Origin of the sequence: Geminicoccus harenae, from assembly GCF_019800005.1 — a bacterium.
Taxonomy (GTDB): Bacteria; Pseudomonadota; Alphaproteobacteria; order Geminicoccales; family Geminicoccaceae; genus Geminicoccus; species Geminicoccus harenae.
The window spans coordinates 102,577-120,728 of the sequence record NZ_JABGCL010000018.1 but is presented as its reverse complement, the minus strand read 5'-3'; the positions used below and the strand labels follow the sequence as shown (position 1 = coordinate 120,728).

Genomic DNA, 18,152 nt, shown 5'->3' with positions numbered 1-18,152 from the left:
CCAGGCCGCGTCCGACAGCCAGTACAGATGTGCCATCCGCCATACCCTCCTCAGCCTGCGTCCCTGATCAGTCGACCAAAAGCCATGAACCTGCAGAAGGTTGTTGAGTTCCCTACCTAAGACTATGCATCATTCCTCTGGAGAGGAAGGAACATTAAGCTTATGGCACCGGCACAGTAGCGTCGCCGAACAGGCATTGCCGCTCCACCACGCAATAGGCGTACTCGACCCGCAGGCTGCTGGCGGCACCGGGGGCCACCTCCAGCACGGGCGGCAGGTCGAAATATTCCCGGGATCGGTCGACCAGCTCGACCTGGGGCGCCACCGGCAGCCCGCCCGCGTCCACCGGCACCACCGTGATCCCGGGATCGGCCACGAGCTTCGCCTGGCCGTTCGGCTGCAGCATCACGGCGATGCTCCCGTCCGGCTGGCGCGAGGTGGCGACCCGGACGATCTCGGCGGGCGCCGCCAGGCCCAGGTCGCGCAGGATCGCGTCCGCGCCCCCGCCCTGACCGGCCATGGCCACGGCCGGCAGGCCGAGGCCGAGGAGCAGGACGGTCAGGACGCGCGCGAGCATCGCTGGTGCTTTCAGAGGATCGACTGGCCGGTCTTCTTCCAGTCGGCGACGAAGGCGGCCAGGCCCTTGTCGGTGAGCGGGTGATTCAGGAGGCTCTTGATGACGCTGGCCGGTGCGGTCACGACATGCGCGCCGAGCCGGGCGGCAGATACGACGTGCGCCGGGCCGCGCACCGAGGCGACCAGGACCTCGGTCTGGAAGTAGTCGTAGTTCTGGTAGATCTCGACGATCTCGGCGATCAGGCCCATGCCGTCCGCGCCGATGTCGTCGAGCCGGCCCACGAAGGGCGAGACGAAGGTCGCACCCGCCTTGGCGGCCAGGATCGCCTGGGCCGGCGAGAAGCAGAGCGTGACGTTGGTCTTGATGCCCTGGCCGGTCAGCCGCTTGCAGACGAACAGCCCGTCCTTGGTCAGCGGCAGCTTCACGCAGACATTGGGCGCGATCTTGGCGAGCTTCTCGCCCTCCTTGAGCATCGTCTCGGCGTCGGTCGAGGCGACCTCGGCGCTGACCGGGCCGTCCACCACGTCGCAGATCTCCGCGATCAGGTCGAGGAACTGCTTGCCCGACTTGGCGACCAGGGAGGGATTGGTGGTCACGCCATCCAGCAGGCCGGTCGCGGCCAGTTCCCGGATCTCGCTGATCTCGGCCGTGTCGACGAAGAACTTCATGAAACGCGCTCCAACAGGCGGCCGCACGGCCGCCTTCCCAATGTACCGTGAATCCGGCTGGGTGCGAACCCCGGCAAGGCCCGCCGACCGCGACCGGCCCCTAGTGGGTCACCCGGTCGCGATGCCGGTAGAGGCCGTCCTGCAGCTCGCCGAACATCTGCCGGACCTGCGGATGCTCGATCGGCTCGTCGGTCGAATCCGGCAGGAGATTGCCCTCGGACACGTAGGCTACATAGTAGCTGTCCGAATTCTCCGCGAACAGGTGGTAGAAGGGCTGGTCCTTGCGCGGGCGGAGGTCCTCCGGGATCGACTGGTACCATTCCTCGGTGTTGGCGAACTCCGGATCCACGTCGAAGATGACGCCGCGGAACGGGAAGATCCTGTGTCTCACCACCTGGCCGATACGGTATTTGGCGTGTCGGTCCGACATGGGCTGTTCCTCGAATGGTCGGTGCGCCGCGATGCGGTGCTGGGGCGGCCGACCTTTGCACAAGATTGAGGTCTGCCAAAACTAGTGAGCTTCAGCCGCCAGTTCCAGAGGCGGCTGTGCCGCTGGCTCACCATACCGGCATCAATCAGCCCGGATCGCGCAGATTGACGATCAGCGACGAGGTGTCGAACCGGTTGCCGCCCTTCATCTGCACCTGGCGATAGAACTGGTCCACCAGTGCCGTGACGGGAAGGGGTGCGCCATTGCGCTTGGCCTCCTCCAGGCAGATGCCCAGGTCCTTGCGCATCCAGTCGACCGCGAAGCCGAAATCGAACTTGTTCTCCGCCATGGTCTTCCAGCGGTTCTCCATCTGCCAGGACTGTGCTGCCCCCTTGCTGATGGTGGCCAGCACCTTGTCCGTGTCGAGCCCGGCCTTCTGCGCGAAGTTGACCGCCTCGGACAGCGCCTGGACCAGGCCGGCGATGCAGATCTGGTTGACCATCTTGGCGAGCTGGCCGGCCCCGGCCGGGCCCATATGGGTGATGGTGCGGCCATAGGCCTGCATGCCGGGCTCGGCCTTGCTGAAGGCCGCCGTCTCGCCGCCCACCATGATGGTCAGCACGCCGTTGACCGCACCCGCCTGGCCGCCGGAGACCGGGGCGTCGAGGAAGCCGCGCCCGGCCTTGCGGCAGGCCTCGTCCAGCTCGCGGGCGAGGTCGGCCGACGCAGTGGTGTGGTCGACCAGGAGTGCCCCGTCGCTGAGACCCGCCAGCGCGCCGTCCTCGCCATAGACCACCGAGCGCACGTCGTCGTCGTTGCCCAGGCACATGAACACGGCCTCGGCACCTTCCGCCGCCGCCCGCGCCGAGGGCGCCGCCTTGCCGCCATGCTCCTTCGCCCAGGCCTCGGCCTTGGCCGCGGTCCGGTTCCAGACCGTGACGTCGTGCCCCTGCTTCGCCAGGTGGCCGGCCATCGGGCCACCCATCACGCCCAGACCAAGGAATGCGTAGGTGGCCATGGCGATCGTCTCCCTCTGAGTTGCTGCGCCGGCGCCGGCCGCGCGTACGCGGCGATCCATGCCATGATCCGCCCGATAGCGCACCCCGTTGCGGCATCGGTTTCCGGCGGCCACATTCCGGGCTCCCGACCCGTTGAAGAGTGAATCATGGCCGACGGCAGCACCCGCAGCATCATCCGGCGCGAGGATTACCAGGAGCCGGACTGGTGGACCCGGCGGATCGAGCTGGATGTCGACCTCCACCCCGAGGCCACGGTCGTCGTTTCCCGGCTGACGCTGGAGCGCAACGGGCAGGACGGCGATTTGCCGGACCTGGAGCTGGACGGCGAGGCCCTGACCTTCCTGGGTGCCAGGCTGGACGGCGCGCCACTGGCGGAAGAGCGAATCGTCCCGACGCCCAGCGGGCTGATCGTCAAGGGCCTGCCCGAGCGCTGCGTCCTGGAGATCACCCAGCGCTGCGACCCCAAGCACAACACGGCACTCTCCGGCCTCTATCTCAGCAACGGCATCTTCTGCACCCAGTGCGAGGCCCAAGGGTTCCGGCGCATCGCTTTTTCCCAGGACCGGCCGGACGTGATGAGCGTCTATCGGGTGCGGATCACCGGCGAGCGCCGGACCTGTCCGGTGCTGCTGTCCAACGGCAACCCGGTCGAGGCGGGGGAGCTCCCGGACGGGCGACACTACGCCGTCTGGGAGGATCCGTTCCCCAAGCCCTCCTACCTGTTCGCGCTGGTGGCAGGCGACCTGGCGCTGCTGCAGGACAGCTTCACCACCAGATCGGGCCGCCATGTCGATCTCCGGATCTATTCCGAGCACGCGGTGATCGACCAGTGCCGCCACGCCATGGAATCGCTGAAGAAGTCGATGAAGTGGGACGAGGACGTCTATGGCCTGGAATACGACCTCGACCTGTTCATGATCGTCGCCGTATCGCACTTCAACATGGGGGCGATGGAGAACAAGGGCCTCAACATCTTCAACACCTCGGCGACGCTGGCACGCGCCGACACCGCCACCGACGCCGACTTCATGCAGGTCGAGCGAATCGTCGCGCATGAGTATTTTCACAACTGGACCGGCAACCGGGTCACCTGCCGCGACTGGTTCCAGCTTACCCTGAAGGAAGGCCTGACCGTCTTCCGCGACCAGCAGTTCACCTCGGACATGCATTCGGCCGCGGTGAAGCGGATCGGCGACGTCCAGCTCCTGCGGGAAGGCCAGTTCCCCGAGGATGCCGGGCCCATGTCGCACCCGATCCGGCCGGACTCCTATGTGGAGATCAACAATTTCTACACGCGCACGGTCTACGAGAAGGGGGCGGAGGTCATCCGGATGATCCACACCCTGATCGGGCCGGAGGCGTACCGGGCCGGCATCGACCTGTACTTCCAGCGCCATGACGGCCAGGCGGTGACCTGCGAGGACTTCGTGCGGGCCATGGAGGATGCGTCCGGCAAGGATCTGGGCCTGTTCCGCCACTGGTACAGCCAGGCCGGCACGCCGGAACTGACCGTGCAGCGCAGCTACGACCCCGGTACCGGCACGCTGGTCCTGGACATCGCCCAGTCCACGCCGCCCACGCATGGCCAGCCGGACAAGCTGCCGCTCCATGTCCCGATCCGCATGGGCCTGCTGGGGCGGGACGGCGCGCCGCTGCCGCTCATGCTGGAAGGCGAGAACGAGCCGAAGGGCACGGAGCGGGTGCTGGAGCTGACGGAGGCCCGCCAGCGCTTCGTGTTCAAGGGGCTGGACGCGGAGCCGGTGCCCTCGCTGCTGCGCAACTTCTCGGCCCCGGTGCGCCTCCATCTGGACTATGGGGACGACGAGCTGGCCCTGCTGCTGGGCCAGGACGAGGATGCGTTCAACCGCTGGGAAGCCGGCCAGCAGCTGGCCCTGCGCCTGCTCCTGCGCGGCGTCGATGCCGGGGGGCGGGCGGAAGCCTCGCCGGCCCTGCTGGACGCGTTCCGCAAGGTGCTGGCCGATGCGCCGGCCGATCCGGCCTTCGCCGCCCGCGCCGTGCAGCTCCCATCCTTCACCTATGTCGGCCAGCAGCGCCGGCAGATCGACGTCGAGGGCATCCGCGGCGCCCTGCGCAGCCTGCAGCAGAGCCTCAGCCGGGAGCTGCGCAGCGAATGGGCCGAAACCTACGAGCGCTTCGCCGATGGCAGGCCGTTCAGCAACGACACGGCATCGGCGGGGCGGCGGGCCATCAAGAACCAGGCCCTGTACTGGTCGGTGCAGGCGGCGGACGCGGAAGCCGTGGCGCGGGCCAGGCGGCAGTTCGAGCAGGCCGACAACATGACCGACGGCTTTGCCGCCCTGCGGGCACTCCTGGAGAGCGGCGACGGTTTTGCCACCAACGCGCTCGCCAGCTTCTATGCCCGCTGGCAGTCCGAGCCGCTGGTGGTCAACAAGTGGTTCGCCCTGCAGGCCTCGGTCGATGACGAGGCGGTGCTGGCCAAGGTCGAGCGGCTGCGCCACCACCCGGCCTTCACGCTGGGCAACCCGAACCGGGTCTATTCCCTGGTCGGCGTGTTCGCCAACAACCCGGCCGGCTTCCACCGGGCCGACGGTGCCGGCTACCGCTTCGTGATGGACCGGATCCTGGAGCTGGACCCGCGCAACCCGCAGGTCGCCTCCCGGCTGATGCGCCCGCTCGGCCGGTTCAAGCCCTACGACCCGGCACGCCAGGCGCTGATGCGCGCCGAGCTGGAACGCGCCCTGGCCCGGCCGAACCTGTCCCGCGACTGCTACGAGATCGCCAGCAAGAGCCTGGAGTGAGGGCAGTTCTGGGCCGGCATCATCGGATCACCCGGGGTCGTCGCAAGGCCGGACGGCGCCGGGCCGTCCGGCACTGAGCCCGGCCCGCACGCCGCGAACAGCAGCCTGTCATGGTCGCCTGCGACTGCCCACCCATTGCTGGCGGACCCTGCAAGTTGCAGCCGGCTGAAGTTGTGCGGTGGAGCATGGGGATGATTACGAGACCGTCGTGCATTCCCCTCTCGACAATCATGTAGCAACAAATCGAGTATCTGCTACACTTACAGATCCTGGCTATCATTGCGGCACCTGCCTCGGGTGGGGAGGATGGAGCATGGCCGATATTTCCGGGACTGTGCGGGCGGACGTGCTGATTGGCACCTCGGCCGCCGACATCATCCGGGGGCTTGCGGGCAATGACCGCATCACCGGGAAGGCTGGGAACGATCATCTCCTGGGAGGCGGCGGTGGCGACCGCATCTGGGGCGCTGGCGGACGCGACCGTATCGACGGGCAGGGCGGCGACGACTGGCTATGGGGTGGCAGCGGCCACGACCGGCTCGTCGGCGGCGCCGGGAACGACCGGCTCGCAGGCGACGACGGGGCCGATCTGCTGCGCGGCGGGAGCGGCAGCGATGCCCTGGAGGGCGGCGAGGGCGCCGACCTGATCCATGGCGACGCCGGCGATGACCTGGTCGAGGCAGGCAACGGCGACGACACCGTCCTGGGCGGGAACGGCAATGACTGGCTGGACGGCCAGATGGGCTGGGACATCCTGCGGGGCGGTGCTGGCGACGACGTGCTGCTCGGCAACGAGGAAGGCGACCGCTTGTCGGGCGGAGCCGGCAACGACCTGCTGGTGGCGGGAACTGCCGGCAGCGACTTCGTGGAAGTCGACAGCGACATCAATGTGGCGGATGGCGGGCCGGGCAATGACGCCATCCTGGGCGGCCTGGCACCCGACCAGCTGACCGGCGGGACCGGCGATGACTCCATCGATGGCTATAGTGGTGCCGACGAGATCACGGGCGGCAGCGGCCGCGACCTGTTCTGGCACGGGTTCGACTATGACCCCGACAGCTTCGACGACTCCTCGGCCGGCCACGATCTGATCACCGACTTCGAGCCCGGCACCGACCGTATCCGCATCACGGTCAGCCATGAACAGTTCTGGGAGGACGACCCGCTTCCCGTCTGGCATCTCGACCGCGCTGACCTGGACACGAACGGCAACGGCATCCTCGACGATGACGACCGCTTCGTCGCCATCGTGGATGTCCGCCATGGCAACGAGACGAAGGCCTCGACCGTGCTCCAGACGAGCAACCTGCTCGACGGCACCAACGAAGGGGACCCCTTCCACTGGAGCCCGTCCACGCTGACCCTGTTCGGCGCGACCGGCGTGCGCATCACCGACATCGAGTTCGCTGCATCCGGCTGACCCCGCCTGACGTCGTGAAGCTGGCAAGCCCGGCCGGCCGCCTACTCCTCGTAGCGGGTCGAGGCGTCGCGATCCCGCTCGTAGCGCCGCGTGAGCGGGAAGGGCGGCAGCCAGGCCTCGCGGCGGATGATCCAGCTTTCATAGGTCGGCGTCAGCTGGTCGGGGGCATCCAGGGAGCCCAGGTTCACCTCGACCTCGTCGCCGGTGCGCCCGAACACGGTGGAGCCGCAGCGGGGACAGAAGAACCGCCCGGCATAGTCGCGAGTCTCGCCCTCGATCGTCACCGCGTCTGCCGGGAATACCGCGGACGCGTTGAACAGGGCGCCGTGGTGCTTGCGGCAGTCGAGGCAGTGGCAGATGCCGACCCGGTAGGGACGCCCGGATGCCACCAACCTGACGCTGCCGCACAGGCAGCCGCCCGTGAATTGCTCCATGCTGCTTCTCCTCGCGGAACATGGGGGCGAGTTGCCTAGCGCGGGCCGTGCCTTGTTGGCAAATCCCGCCGGGCGCTTGCGGCTCGCACCGATCGGCCGGATCGGCTACAGGAGGGCCGCCGGCGGGCCTGAGCGCCCGGGCGGCAGCGGCAGGCAGATGCCGGCGTCCGGAGGAAGAGGAAACTGGCGATGAACGAGATCGGGCACCTGATCGGCGGCAAGCGGGTCGCCGGCACTTCCGGGCGGTTCGGCAACGTCTTCGACCCGGCCGTGGGCGAGGTGACGAGCAGGGTCGCGTTCGCCGCCGAGGCCGAGGTCGACCAGGCGGTGGCCAATGCCAAGGCCGCGTTCCAGGGCTGGTCGACCACCCCGGTCACGCGGCGCGCCCGGGTCATGTTCCGCCTCAAGGAACTGATCGAGCGCGACATGGAGAAGCTGGCCCGCCTGGTCAGCGCCGAGCACGGCAAGACGGTCGAGGACGCCAAGGGCTCGGTCACCCGCGGCCTGGAGGTCGTCGAGTTCGCCTGTGGCATCCCGCAGCTGCTGAAGGGCGAGATCAGCGTCCAGGTCGCCACCGGCGTCGACATCACCTCCGTCCGCTATCCGCTCGGCGTGTGCGCCGGCATCACGCCGTTCAACTTCCCGGCCATGGTGCCGCTCTGGATGGCGCCGGTGGCGATCGCCACGGGCAATGTCTTCATCCACAAGCCCTCGGAGAAGGTGCCGTCCGCCGCCCTGCACCTGGCCGAGCTGGCGCTGGAGGCGGGCCTGCCCGAGGGCGTGTGGAACGTCGTCAACGGCGACAAGGTGGTGGTCGACCGGCTGCTCTCGCACCCGGACGTGGCGGCGGTGAGCTTCGTGGGCTCCACGCCGATCGCCGAATACGTGTTCAAGACGGGTACGGCCAACGGCAAGCGCGTCCAGGCGCTGGGCGGTGCCAAGAACCACATGATCATCATGCCGGACGCCGACATGGACCAGGCGGTCGACGCGCTGATGGGGGCGGGCTACGGCTCGGCCGGCGAGCGCTGCATGGCGGTCTCGGTGGCGGTCCCGGTGGGCGAGAAGACCGCCGACATGCTGATCGAGAAGCTGGCGCCCAAGGTGCGGCAGCTGGATATCGGCCCCGGCACGCAGGCAGGTGCCGAGATGGGGCCGCTGGTCACCAAGGAGCACCTGGACAAGGTGCGCGGCTATGTCGACCTGGGCCTGCAGGAAGGTGCGGAACTCGTGGTCGATGGCCGTGACTTCAAGATGCAGGGCTACGAGAACGGCTTCTTCATCGGCGGCTGCCTGTTCGACCGGGTGACCACCGACATGCGGATCTATAAGGAAGAGATCTTCGGCCCGGTCCTGTCCGTGGTCCGCCAGCCCGACTTCGACAGCGCGCTGAAGATCATCAACGAGCACGAGTTCGGCAACGGCACGGCGATCTTCACCCGTGACGGCGATGCCGCCCGCACCTTCGTCAACAACGTGAATGTCGGCATGGTTGGGGTGAACGTGCCGATCCCGGTGCCGCTGGCCTTCCACAGCTTCGGCGGCTGGAAGCGCTCTTTGTTCGGCGACCACCATGCCTACGGGCCCGAAGGCGTGCGGTTCTATACCAGGGTCAAGGCCACCACCACGCGCTGGCCGACCGGCATCCGCGCCGGTGCTGAATTCATCATGCCTACGATGCGCTGACGATGGGCGAAGGGAGGGGCACAGCACCCCTCCCGACCGGATCAGGAGCGGACCAGGTCCACGTCGTAGATGACATAGTGCTTGCGCACCGGCTCCAGCGTCTCCCAGGTGCCCTTGAAGCCCTTGGGAATCACGAAGCTGTCGCCGACCGTGTACTCCCTGGCTTCGCCGGCCTCGTTGGTCAGCCGCACCCGCCTGGCCAGGATCACGCAGACCTCGTCATAGCGCTGGGTGGCGTCCAGCTTGCCGCCGGCATGGCACCAGGTGCCGGTCAAGAAACGGCGGTCGCTGGAGCCGTGAGCCTCCTGCCCGACAGAACCGGATTCCGGCATGGGCAAGGACGGGTCGAGACGGAGCGACTGAAGACTTGACATGAATTTCCCCGAAGACTGTCCCACGCGGCCTGTCCATGGTGACGCAGGCCGGCGCATGGGCCACATGCACCGGATGCTTGTCCCTGTGCAATGGCCCGATCCGCGTTATTGAAGCCGCAGTCGGGCCGCCGCTATGTGGGGCGGCGCGGGTTCCGGGATTCCCGTCCCGGAGCTGGAGGAAGATCTGAAGCGCCTGTGCAGGGCGAGCGAGGATAGATGACACGCATCCGCACCGCGGTTTTTCCTGTGGCCGGCCAGGGCACCCGCATGCTGCCCGCCACCAAGGTCCTGCCCAAGGAAATGCTCCCGGTCGTCGACAAGCCGGTCATCCAGTACGCCTTCGAGGAGGCGGCCGCTGCCGGCGTCGAGCGCTTCGTGTTCGTCACCGGGCGCGGCAAGGTCCTGATCGAGGACCATTTCGACCGCGCCTACGAGCTGTTCGACACGCTGCAGCGCAAGGAGAAAACCGCGCAGCTCGAGGAGCTGGAGGCGGCCGTGCCGGCCGCCGGCGAGGTGATCTATACCCGCCAGCAGCAGCCGTTGGGCCTGGGCCATGCGGTGTGGTGTGCCCGGCACGTGGTGGGTGACGAGGCCTTCGCCGTGCTGCTGGTGGACGAGCTCCTTCTGAACGACCCGCCGCCGCTGGTCGACCTGTGCCGCCTGTTCGAGAAGACCCAGGGCAATCTGATCTCGGTGGTCGAGGTGCCGGCCGAGCAGACCAGCCGCTACGGCATCATCGCCACCGGCAAGGAAGACGGCGAGCTGATCGAGGTCACTGGCATGATCGAGAAGCCCAAGCCCGAGGACGCGCCGTCCCGGCTCTCGATCATCGGCCGCTACATCCTCGTGCCGCAGGTCTTCGACCATCTGGCCAAAGGCGAGCGCGGGGCCGGCAACGAGATCCAGCTCACCGACGCCATGCAGAAGCTGATCGGAAATTCGCCCTTCCACGCTGCGGTATATCGCGGCGGCCGGTATGACTGTGGCGACAAACTCGGCTACGTCGAGGCCGTGGTCGCCGCGGCATTGCGGCGGCCCGATCTGGCCGACGGCGTGCGCGAGATCCTGTCCCGCTACCGCTGAGCCTCCTTCCTCGACCTGCGAACCGCCCTTGTTTTTCTGGAGACGTGCATGCGCATTGCGATGATCGGCGTGGGCTATGTCGGCCTGGTGTCCGGTGCATGCTTTGCCGAGTTCGGCCATGACGTGACCTGCATCGACGTGGATCCGAAGAAGATCGCGATGCTGGAGGCGGGCGGCATCCCGATCTATGAGCCGGGGCTGGACGCGCTGGTCGAGAAGAACGTCAAGGCGGGGCGGCTGACCTTCACGACCTCCCTGGAAGAGGGCGTGCAGGACAAGGAGGCGATCTTCATCGCGGTGGGCACGCCGACCCGCCGCGGTGATGGCCATGCCGACCTCACCTACGTGTTCGCCGCGGGCGAGGCGATCGCCAAGGCGCTCAAGGCGCCGACCGTGGTGGTGACCAAGTCGACCGTGCCGGTGGGTACCGGCCGCAAGCTCAAGGAACTGTTCCGCAAGGTCCGCCCGGACCTGCAGGTCGAGATCGCGTCCAATCCCGAGTTCCTGCGCGAGGGCTCGGCGATCGAGGACTTCATGCGCCCGGACCGGGTGGTGTGCGGCGTGGACAGCGAGCTGGCGCGCGAGGCGATGATCGGCTGCTACCGGCCGCTCAACACGATCGAGGTGCCGATCCTGTTCACCAGCCTCGAGACCTCCGAGCTGATCAAGTACGCGACCAACAGCTTCCTCGCGACCAAGATCACCTTCATCAACGAGATGGCCGACCTGTGCGAGCGGGTGGGTGCGGACGTGAACGAGGTGGCGCGCGGCATGGGGCTGGACGGCCGGATCGGCCGCAAGTTCCTCCATGCCGGCCCGGGCTATGGCGGCTCGTGCTTCCCCAAGGACACGCTGGCGCTCGTGCGCACCGCCGAGCAGAACGGGGTGGACCTGCGCATCGTCGAGAGCACGATCGCGGTCAACGAGATGCGCAAGCGCAAGATGGTGCGCAAGATCACCGACGCCATGGGCGGCTCGGTGGCCGGCAAGACCATCGCGGTGCTGGGCGTGACCTTCAAGCCGAACACCGACGACATGCGCGACGCGCCGTCGCTGGTGGTGCTGCCGTCGCTGAAGGGCGAGGGGGCGGAGATCCGCGCCTATGACCCGGAGGGCAAGAAGGAGGCGGAGAAGCTCCTGCCCGAGGTGGTCTGGGCGCAGGACCCCTATGACGCGGTGACCGGGGCGGATGCGATCGTGGTGCTCACCGAGTGGAACGAGTTCCGCGGCCTGGACCTGGACCGGGTGCGCGAGCTGGTGAACGCGCCGCGCATCATCGACCTGCGCAACATCTTCAACCCCGCCGAGGTCGCCCAGCGCGGCTTCAGCTATGTCAGCATCGGACGGCCGAGCGTCGGCGCGGCCTAGAGCCGCGCCCAGCCTTCAACGCCCTCTCGGAGCCTTTCAGGAGCCCTTCATGGCCGGTCACAAGCTGCACCCATCCATCCTGCGCGAGTACGACATTCGCGGCATCGTCGGCGAGACCCTGTTCGCCGACGATGCGCTGGCGATCGGCCGGGCGTTCGGGACCGTGGTGCGCCGCAATGGCGGCCAGCGCGTGGCGGTGGGCTATGACGGCCGGCTGAGCTCGCCGGACCTGGTGGCGGCCGTGATCCGCGGCATCACCTCGGCCGGCGTCGACGTGGCCGCGGTGGGGCTGGGGCCGACCCCGATGCTCTACTTCGCCGTGCATCATCTCGATACCGATGGCGGGCTGCAGATCACCGGGTCGCACAATCCGCCGACCCATAACGGCTTCAAGATGATGCTCGCCAAGCACTCGTTCTTCGGCGAGGGCATCCGCGAGCTCGGCCGGCTGATCGCGGCCGGCGACTTCGAGACCGGCAAGGGCAGGGTCGAGGAGGTCTCGGTCTTCGACGACTATGTCGCAAGGCTCGCCAAGGACTACCAGGGCACCCGGCCGGTCCATGCGGTCTGGGACGCCGGCAACGGCGCTGCCGGCCCGGCCATGACCGCGCTGGTGGCGAAGCTGCCGGGCACGCATGAGTGCCTGTTCGCCGAGGTGGACGGCCGCTTCCCCAACCACCATCCCGACCCGACCGTCCCGGAGAACCTGGTGACGCTGATCGAGCGGGTGCGCTCGTCGGGTGCCGAGATCGGCATCGGCTTCGACGGGGACGGCGACCGGATCGGCGTGGTCGATTCTACCGGCCGGATCGTCTGGGGCGACCAGATCCTGCAGATCCTGGCAGCCGACATCCTGCCGGAGATGCCGGGTGCCGCGGTGATCGCCGACATCAAGTCGTCCAAGGGCCTGTTCGACGAAATCACGCGGCTGGGCGGCCGGCCGATCATGTGGAAGACCGGCCACTCGCTCATCAAGGACAAGATGATCGAGGAGGAGGCGCCGCTGTCCGGCGAGATGAGCGGCCACATCTTCTACAAGCACAAGTTCTACGGCCATGACGACGCGCTCTATGTCGCCGTGCGCCTCCTGGACATCCTGTCGCGCAGCGGCCGGACGCTGAAGGACTGGCGCGACGCGATGCCCAACGTGATCGCCACGCCCGAGATCCGGTTCGACTGCGAGGAAGAGGTCAAGTTCCCGGCGATCCAGCACGTCAAGGCGAAGCTGGCGAGCCAGGGGGCCAAGGTGAACGACATCGACGGCGTGCGGGTCGACACCGAGGATGGCTGGTGGCTGCTGCGCGCCTCCAACACCCAGGCGGTGCTGGTGGCCCGCGCCGAGGCCAGCTCGGAGGACGGGCTGGAGCGGCTGAAGGGTGCGATCCGCTCGGCACTGGACGGCTCGGGCGTCGAGGCTCCGGCCGAGTTCTGAGGACGCCGCGGGCCGGGCGAGGCGTTCAGGCGGGCAGGGGCTTCAGGCCCGCCGCGTCCTCGCCGCGGTGGAAGACGATCGACATGCGGAAGCTCTGGGCGATCCGCTCGGCAAAGTTGATCACGACCGGGGCCACGTCCGGCTCGAACACCTGCCTGGCCGTGGCGCGGAACAGGGCCAGCCAGCGCCCGAAATGCGCGTCCGACAGTTCGGGCATCAGCAGATGCGGCCGGAGCGGACGGCCGTCATAGCGGCTGGTGCGCAACAGCACCGACGACCAGAACGCGCACATCTTGTCCAGATGGACCGGCCAGCGCTCCGGCTGGATCTGGCCCAGGAACACCGGGCCGATCAGGTCGTCGGCGCGCACCGCGGCATAGAAGCCGTGGACCAGGGCGTGGATGCGCTCCTCGTCGATGCCGGGGCGGGGGATGGTACCTAAGGTCATCTGGCTCATGCATTGCGGTGATCACACGATATATGGGTAGCAGGGTCAGCCAGCTACACGGGTACCGGGCTCTGATCCCGTGCGATCCCACGAGTCGTGTTGCATCCCCACCCGAACTCGGCTATCACCCGCCGCCACGGACGGTGGCGTCTTCGCCGCCGTGGCTTTTGTCGTCTCCGGAGCAGATCATGGCGAAGATGAAGACCAAGCGGAGTGCCGCGAAGCGCTTTAGCTTCACTGCCTCTGGCAAGGTCAAGCATGGTGGTGCGAATCATCGCCACTGCCTCACCGCAAAGCCCAAGAAGGCCAAGGTCAGCCATCGCGGCGGTGCCCACTATCTCGAGCGTGGCGACGCCGCTCTCGTCAAGATCATGATGCCGTACGCCTGACCCTTTATTCGATTCGGAGTTCGCTGAAATGGCGCGCGTCAGCCGGGGGGTCACCTCCCACGCCAGGACCAAGAAGGTCTTGGACCAGGTCAAGGGCCATCGCGGCCGGCGGTCTACCTGCATCCGCACCGCGATGCAGTCGATGGAGAAGGCGCTCCAGTACGCCTACCGCGATCGTCGCAACAAGAAGCGCGACTTCCGTGCGCTGTGGATCCAGCGGATCAACGCCGCGGCGCGCCAGGAAGGCATGACCTACGGCAACCTGATCCACGGCCTGTCGCTGGCGGGCGTCGAGCTGGACCGCAAGGTGCTCTCCGACATCGCCGTGCACGATGCGGCCGCGTTTGCCGGCATCGTCGCTCAGGCGAAGGGCGCGCTGTCGGCCTGACCGCCTCGGCCCCGCAGCCGCGGGGCTCAAGGCACGGTCGGCCGATCCGACGATCGCTTCGATTGAGCGACTGCGAAGGGGCCACTCGGCCCCTTTTTGCATTTCTCCCTCCCGGACCAACGCCCCGGAACCGATCATGACCCTCGATGTCGGAAGTCTGCGCGACCAGGCCCTGGCCGCCATCGATGCCGCCGCCGACCTGCGCGCCCTGGACGAGGTGCGCGTATCCTATCTGGGCAAGAAGGGCGCCGTCACCGGCCTGCTCAAGCAGCTGGGCGGCATGGACCCGGACAGCCGCAAGGAGGCCGGCCGGCGGATCAACGAGCTGAAGGACCGGCTCGAAGCCGCACTCGGCGAACGCAAGGCCGGGCTGCAGGCCGCAGCCCTGGAAGCCCGCCTCCAGGCCGAGCGGATCGACGTGACCCTGCCGGCGCGCGAGGAGCAGGTCGGGCGGATCCACCCGGTCAGCCAAGTCACCGACGAGATCATCGCGATCTTCGCCGACATGGGCTTCGCGGTGGCCGAGGGGCCGGACGTCGAGGACGACTTCCACAATTTCGAGGCGCTCAATCTGCCGAAGGAGCATCCCGCCCGGCAGATGCACGACACGTTCTATCTCGAAGCCGAGCAGAACGGCGCGCCGCTCCTCCTGCGCACCCATACCAGCCCCGTGCAGATCCGCACCATGCTGGCGGGCAAGCCGCCGTTCCGCATCATCGCGCCCGGCCGGACCTACCGGGTCGACAGCGACATGACCCACACCCCGATGTTCCATCAGGTGGAAGGGCTGCTGATCGACCGGCGCACCCATATGGGGCACCTCAAGGGCTGCCTGATCGACTTCGTGCGCAGCTATTTCGAGAGCGACCGGATCCCGGTCCGCTTCCGGCCGTCCTACTTCCCGTTCACCGAGCCGTCGGCCGAGATGGATATCGGCTGCAAGCGGTCGCAGGGCGAGCTGGTGGTCGGCGAGGGCAGCGACTGGCTGGAGATCCTGGGCTGCGGGATGGTCCATCCCAAGGTGCTGCGCGCGGTCAATCTCGATCCCGACGAGTGGCAGGGCTTCGCGTTCGGCATGGGGATCGACCGGGTCGCCATGCTGAAATACGGCATTCCGGACCTGCGCACCTTCTTCGAGGCCGACCTGCGCTGGCTGAAGCATTACGGCTTCATGCCGCTCGATGTTCCCACCCTGGCTGGGGGCCTGTCCCGATGAAGCTCACGCTGCCCTGGCTGAAGGAGCATCTCGACACCAAGGCGGATGTCGAGTCGGTCGCCAAGAAGCTCACCGATCTGGGCCTCGAGGTCGAGGGCATCACCGATCCGGGTGCCGCGCTGGCCGGCTTCCAGGTGGCCGAGATCGTCGAGGTGGCGCGCCATCCGCAGGCGGACCGGCTTTCCGCCCTGAAGGTGCGGACCGCGGACGGCGTGCTGAGCGTGGTCTGCGGCGCCCAGAACGTGCGCCAGGGCCTGCGCAGCATCCTGGCGCGTCCCGGCCATGTCGTGCCGGCCACCGGCGTCACCCTGACCAAGGCCGAGATCCGCGGCGTCCCGTCCGAGGGCATGATGTGCTCCTGGCGCGAGTTGGGCCTGGGCGAGGACCATGAGGGCATCATCGACTTGGCCGGCGAGCCCGAGGTCGGCACACCGGCCGTGGCCGCACTCGGCATCGAGGGGCCGGTCATCGAGCTGAAGGTCACCCCTGAGCGCGCCGACTGCTTCGGCGTCAACGGCATCGCCCGCGACCTGGCGGCAGCTGGCGTCGGCCGGCTGAAGTCGCGCGACTTCAGCCCGGTGGCGCCCGGTACCGACGCGGTGACCCGCACCCGCCTGGCGTTTGCCCCAGGCAACGAAGGGGCCTGCCCCCTGTTCGTGACCCGCACCATCAAGGGCGTGCGCAACGGGCCCAGCCCCGACTGGCTGCAGCGCCGGCTCACCGCGATCGGGCTCCGGCCGATCTCGGCGCTGGTGGACATCACCAACTACCTGACCTTCGACCTCAGCCGCCCGCTGCACGTGTTCGACCGGAACAAGCTGCAGGGCGACCTGGTGCTGCGCGAGGCCCAGGGCGGGGAGACCCTGGCCGGGCTGGACGGCCGCACCCATACGCTCAGCGCCGGCATGACGGTGATCTGCGACGACAGCGGCGTGGTGAGCCTGGCAGGCGTGGTCGGCGGGGAATCCACGAGCTGCGACGAGGGCACCACCGACGTGGTGCTGGAGGTGGCGCTGTTCGACCCGCTGCGCACCGCCGAGACCGGGCGGCGCCTCGGCATCGACAGCGACGCGCGCGCCCGCTTCGAGCGCGGCATCGATCCGGAGCTGGTGCTGCCGGGCACCGAGTTCGCAACCCGGCTGATCCTGGAGCTGTGCGGCGGGCGGGCCGGGCCGGTGGAGATCGCCGGTAAGGTGCCCGAAACGCGCGGCCGGCTCACCTTCCACACCGCCCAGATCGAGCGGCTGGCCGGGATCACGGTCGAGCGCGAGGAGATGGAGGCGGGGCTGGAGGCGTTGGGCTTCGGCGTCGATGGCGGCCCCGACCTCTACGAGATCACGATCCCGTCCTGGCGGCACGACGTCTCGACCGAGGCCTGCATCGTCGAGGAGGTGGCCCGCCTGCATGGCTACGACCACATCCCGCCGGTCTCGGTGCCGCGCATGGCGGCCGTGTCCGCCCAGGTGCTCACGCCCGAGCAGCGGCGCCGCTCCGACGTGCGCCGCCTGGCGGCCGCGCGCGGGCTGATGGAGGCGGTGACCTGGTCGTTCATGCCGGAAGGGCTGGCGGTGCGCTTTGGCGCGGCCCAGCCGATCCGGCTGCAGAACCCGATCCATGCCGACCTCTCGGCCTTGCGGCCCTCGATCCTGCCGAACCTGCTGGCGGCGGTCCGGCGCAATGTCGACCGGGGCTTCCGTGGCGGCGGCCTGTTCGAGGTCGGGCCCCGCTTCATCGCGGCCGAGCCCGGCCGGCAGGCCTGGAACTGCGCCGGGCTGCGCTTCGGTGAGCTGCGCCAGCGCAACTGGCTGGAACCGGTGCGCAACGTCGACGTGTTCGACATCAAGGCCGACGTGCTGGCCCTGCTGACGGCGGCCGGTGCCAAGATCGACACCGCGCAGATCAGCACCGACGCGCCGGACTGGTTCCACCCTGGCCGCTCCGGCCGGGTGCGGCTGGGCCCGCAGGTGCTGGCTTCCTTCGGCGAGATCCATCCGGCGGTGCTGGCCGAACTCGGCATCGAGCTGCCGGTGATGGCGTTCGAGTTCGACCTGGACAGCCTGCCCAAGCCGCGAGCCAGGGCCGGGCGCGGCAAGGGTGCCTTGCAGGCATCGCCCTTCCCGGCGGTGGAGCGTGACTTCGCCTTCCTGGTCGAGGAAGGCGTGACCGTGGACGCCATCCTCAAGGCGATCCGCCAGGCGGAGAAGCAGCTGGTCCGCGAGGTGTCGGTGTTCGACGTCTACCGCGGCCAGGGCGTGGAGCCGGGCAAGAAGTCGGTGGCGGTGGCCGTGCGCCTCCAGGCACACGACCGCACGCTCACCGAGCAGGCGATCGAGACCGCCTCGCAGCGGATCGTGGCGAGCGTGACCAAGGCGACCGGCGCAAGCCTGCGCGGCTGAGGCCGGGGCTCGAGGACGCGCCGGCAGCCCGGCGCGTCCGTTCG

17 protein-coding genes are annotated in these 18,152 nt (G+C 68.4%); 10 read left to right on the top strand and 7 right to left on the bottom strand.

Going from position 1 to position 18,152, the window contains the following annotated elements:
- Window positions 1-160: 160 nt before the first annotated feature.
- From HLA95_RS17430 to HLA95_RS17415, 4 genes are all read right to left on the bottom strand, one after another.
- Window positions 161-577 carry a hypothetical protein gene (locus HLA95_RS17430; RefSeq protein ID WP_222183988.1) on the bottom strand — a complete coding sequence of 139 codons (417 nt, stop codon included), beginning with the start codon at window positions 575-577 and terminating at the stop codon, window positions 161-163.
- An 11-nt stretch (window positions 578-588) separates the two neighbouring features.
- On the bottom strand, window positions 589-1,245 hold the full coding sequence (fsa, locus tag HLA95_RS17425; RefSeq protein ID WP_191057941.1) for a fructose-6-phosphate aldolase: 657 nt from the start codon (window positions 1,243-1,245) through the stop codon (window positions 589-591).
- A 100-nt stretch (window positions 1,246-1,345) separates the two neighbouring features.
- A complete protein-coding gene (hspQ, locus tag HLA95_RS17420) occupies window positions 1,346-1,675 on the bottom strand; it encodes a heat shock protein HspQ (RefSeq protein ID WP_191057942.1) in 330 nt (109 codons plus the stop codon).
- A gap of 145 nt (window positions 1,676-1,820) precedes the next feature.
- Entirely contained in the window at window positions 1,821-2,753 is a 933-nt protein-coding gene (locus HLA95_RS17415) for an NAD(P)-dependent oxidoreductase (RefSeq protein WP_223861359.1), read from the bottom strand.
- A gap of 87 nt (window positions 2,754-2,840) precedes the next feature.
- On the opposite strand from HLA95_RS17415, the gene pepN reads away from it, so the two are divergent.
- Window positions 2,841-5,474 (top strand): aminopeptidase N, encoded by a 2,634-nt coding sequence (pepN, locus tag HLA95_RS17410; protein WP_191057944.1) that lies wholly within the window; start codon window positions 2,841-2,843, stop codon window positions 5,472-5,474.
- A 313-nt stretch (window positions 5,475-5,787) separates the two neighbouring features.
- Window positions 5,788-6,894: a calcium-binding protein gene (locus tag HLA95_RS17405; RefSeq protein ID WP_191057945.1), complete on the top strand. Its 1,107-nt coding sequence runs from the start codon at window positions 5,788-5,790 to the stop codon at window positions 6,892-6,894.
- Window positions 6,895-6,935: 41 nt separating this feature from the next.
- On the opposite strand, the gene HLA95_RS17400 is transcribed toward HLA95_RS17405, so the two are convergent.
- Window positions 6,936-7,328 (bottom strand): GFA family protein, encoded by a 393-nt coding sequence (locus tag HLA95_RS17400; protein ID WP_191057946.1) that lies wholly within the window; start codon window positions 7,326-7,328, stop codon window positions 6,936-6,938.
- Window positions 7,329-7,517: 189 nt separating this feature from the next.
- Here HLA95_RS17400 and HLA95_RS17395 point away from each other — a divergent pair, with 189 nt between their 5' ends.
- On the top strand, window positions 7,518-9,014 hold the full coding sequence (locus HLA95_RS17395; protein ID WP_191057947.1) for a CoA-acylating methylmalonate-semialdehyde dehydrogenase: 1,497 nt from the start codon (window positions 7,518-7,520) through the stop codon (window positions 9,012-9,014).
- A gap of 41 nt (window positions 9,015-9,055) precedes the next feature.
- Here HLA95_RS17395 and HLA95_RS17390 read toward each other — a convergent pair whose 3' ends face one another.
- Complete coding sequence (locus tag HLA95_RS17390) at window positions 9,056-9,346, bottom strand: cupin domain-containing protein (protein WP_223861360.1); 291 nt, start codon at window positions 9,344-9,346, stop codon at window positions 9,056-9,058.
- Between the two features lie 258 nt (window positions 9,347-9,604).
- Between HLA95_RS17390 and galU the strand changes: the two genes are divergently transcribed.
- Genes galU through pgmG form a run of 3 tightly spaced genes read left to right on the top strand, consistent with a single transcriptional unit; the run spans window position 9,605 to window position 13,271 of the window.
- Window positions 9,605-10,471 (top strand): UTP--glucose-1-phosphate uridylyltransferase GalU, encoded by an 867-nt coding sequence (galU, locus tag HLA95_RS17385; RefSeq protein WP_191057949.1) that lies wholly within the window; start codon window positions 9,605-9,607, stop codon window positions 10,469-10,471.
- A gap of 48 nt (window positions 10,472-10,519) precedes the next feature.
- Complete coding sequence (locus HLA95_RS17380) at window positions 10,520-11,839, top strand: UDP-glucose dehydrogenase family protein (protein ID WP_191057950.1); 1,320 nt, start codon at window positions 10,520-10,522, stop codon at window positions 11,837-11,839.
- A gap of 49 nt (window positions 11,840-11,888) precedes the next feature.
- On the top strand, window positions 11,889-13,271 hold the full coding sequence (gene pgmG / locus HLA95_RS17375) for a phosphoglucomutase/phosphomannomutase PgmG (RefSeq protein ID WP_191057951.1): 1,383 nt from the start codon (window positions 11,889-11,891) through the stop codon (window positions 13,269-13,271).
- Window positions 13,272-13,296: 25 nt separating this feature from the next.
- Here the strand turns inward: pgmG and HLA95_RS17370 are convergent, their stop codons facing one another.
- Window positions 13,297-13,719, bottom strand: coding sequence for a group III truncated hemoglobin (locus HLA95_RS17370; RefSeq protein WP_222183986.1), 423 nt, complete (start codon window positions 13,717-13,719; stop codon window positions 13,297-13,299).
- Window positions 13,720-13,907: 188 nt separating this feature from the next.
- Here HLA95_RS17370 and rpmI point away from each other — a divergent pair, with 188 nt between their 5' ends.
- From rpmI to pheT, 4 genes are all read left to right on the top strand, one after another.
- Window positions 13,908-14,108, top strand: coding sequence for a 50S ribosomal protein L35 (gene rpmI / locus HLA95_RS17365; RefSeq protein ID WP_159713187.1), 201 nt, complete (start codon window positions 13,908-13,910; stop codon window positions 14,106-14,108).
- 28 nt (window positions 14,109-14,136) lie between these two features.
- Window positions 14,137-14,496, top strand: coding sequence for a 50S ribosomal protein L20 (gene rplT / locus HLA95_RS17360; protein ID WP_191057953.1), 360 nt, complete (start codon window positions 14,137-14,139; stop codon window positions 14,494-14,496).
- A 136-nt stretch (window positions 14,497-14,632) separates the two neighbouring features.
- The gene (pheS, locus tag HLA95_RS17355; RefSeq protein WP_191057954.1) at window positions 14,633-15,712 is read left to right on the top strand and encodes a phenylalanine--tRNA ligase subunit alpha; all 1,080 of its coding nucleotides are present in this window, start codon (window positions 14,633-14,635) and stop codon (window positions 15,710-15,712) included.
- Entirely contained in the window at window positions 15,709-18,108 is a 2,400-nt protein-coding gene (gene pheT, locus HLA95_RS17350) for a phenylalanine--tRNA ligase subunit beta (RefSeq protein ID WP_222183983.1), read from the top strand. The genes pheS and pheT overlap by 4 nt, the downstream gene beginning before the upstream one ends.
- The last annotated feature ends 44 nt before the right edge of the window (window positions 18,109-18,152 follow it).

Bases quoted from the DNA above. Each gene is read 5' to 3' on its own strand.
- HLA95_RS17370 (WP_222183986.1), bottom strand. From the start codon at position 13,719: ATGACCTTAGGTACCATCCCCCGCCCCGGCATCGACGAGGAGCGCATC.
- pheS (WP_191057954.1), top strand. From the start codon at position 14,633: ATGACCCTCGATGTCGGAAGTCTGCGCGACCAGGCCCTGGCCGCCATC.
- HLA95_RS17405 (WP_191057945.1), top strand. From the start codon at position 5,788: ATGGCCGATATTTCCGGGACTGTGCGGGCGGACGTGCTGATTGGCACC.
- pheT (WP_222183983.1), top strand. From the start codon at position 15,709: ATGAAGCTCACGCTGCCCTGGCTGAAGGAGCATCTCGACACCAAGGCG.
- HLA95_RS17430 (WP_222183988.1), bottom strand. From the start codon at position 577: ATGCTCGCGCGCGTCCTGACCGTCCTGCTCCTCGGCCTCGGCCTGCCG.
- rplT (WP_191057953.1), top strand. From the start codon at position 14,137: ATGGCGCGCGTCAGCCGGGGGGTCACCTCCCACGCCAGGACCAAGAAG.
- pepN (WP_191057944.1), top strand. From the start codon at position 2,841: ATGGCCGACGGCAGCACCCGCAGCATCATCCGGCGCGAGGATTACCAG.
- HLA95_RS17390 (WP_223861360.1), bottom strand. From the start codon at position 9,346: ATGCCGGAATCCGGTTCTGTCGGGCAGGAGGCTCACGGCTCCAGCGAC.
- galU (WP_191057949.1), top strand. From the start codon at position 9,605: ATGACACGCATCCGCACCGCGGTTTTTCCTGTGGCCGGCCAGGGCACC.
- rpmI (WP_159713187.1), top strand. From the start codon at position 13,908: ATGGCGAAGATGAAGACCAAGCGGAGTGCCGCGAAGCGCTTTAGCTTC.
- fsa (WP_191057941.1), bottom strand. From the start codon at position 1,245: ATGAAGTTCTTCGTCGACACGGCCGAGATCAGCGAGATCCGGGAACTG.
- hspQ (WP_191057942.1), bottom strand. From the start codon at position 1,675: ATGTCGGACCGACACGCCAAATACCGTATCGGCCAGGTGGTGAGACAC.
- HLA95_RS17380 (WP_191057950.1), top strand. From the start codon at position 10,520: ATGCGCATTGCGATGATCGGCGTGGGCTATGTCGGCCTGGTGTCCGGT.
- HLA95_RS17400 (WP_191057946.1), bottom strand. From the start codon at position 7,328: ATGGAGCAATTCACGGGCGGCTGCCTGTGCGGCAGCGTCAGGTTGGTG.
- pgmG (WP_191057951.1), top strand. From the start codon at position 11,889: ATGGCCGGTCACAAGCTGCACCCATCCATCCTGCGCGAGTACGACATT.
- HLA95_RS17415 (WP_223861359.1), bottom strand. From the start codon at position 2,753: ATGGATCGCCGCGTACGCGCGGCCGGCGCCGGCGCAGCAACTCAGAGG.
- HLA95_RS17395 (WP_191057947.1), top strand. From the start codon at position 7,518: ATGAACGAGATCGGGCACCTGATCGGCGGCAAGCGGGTCGCCGGCACT.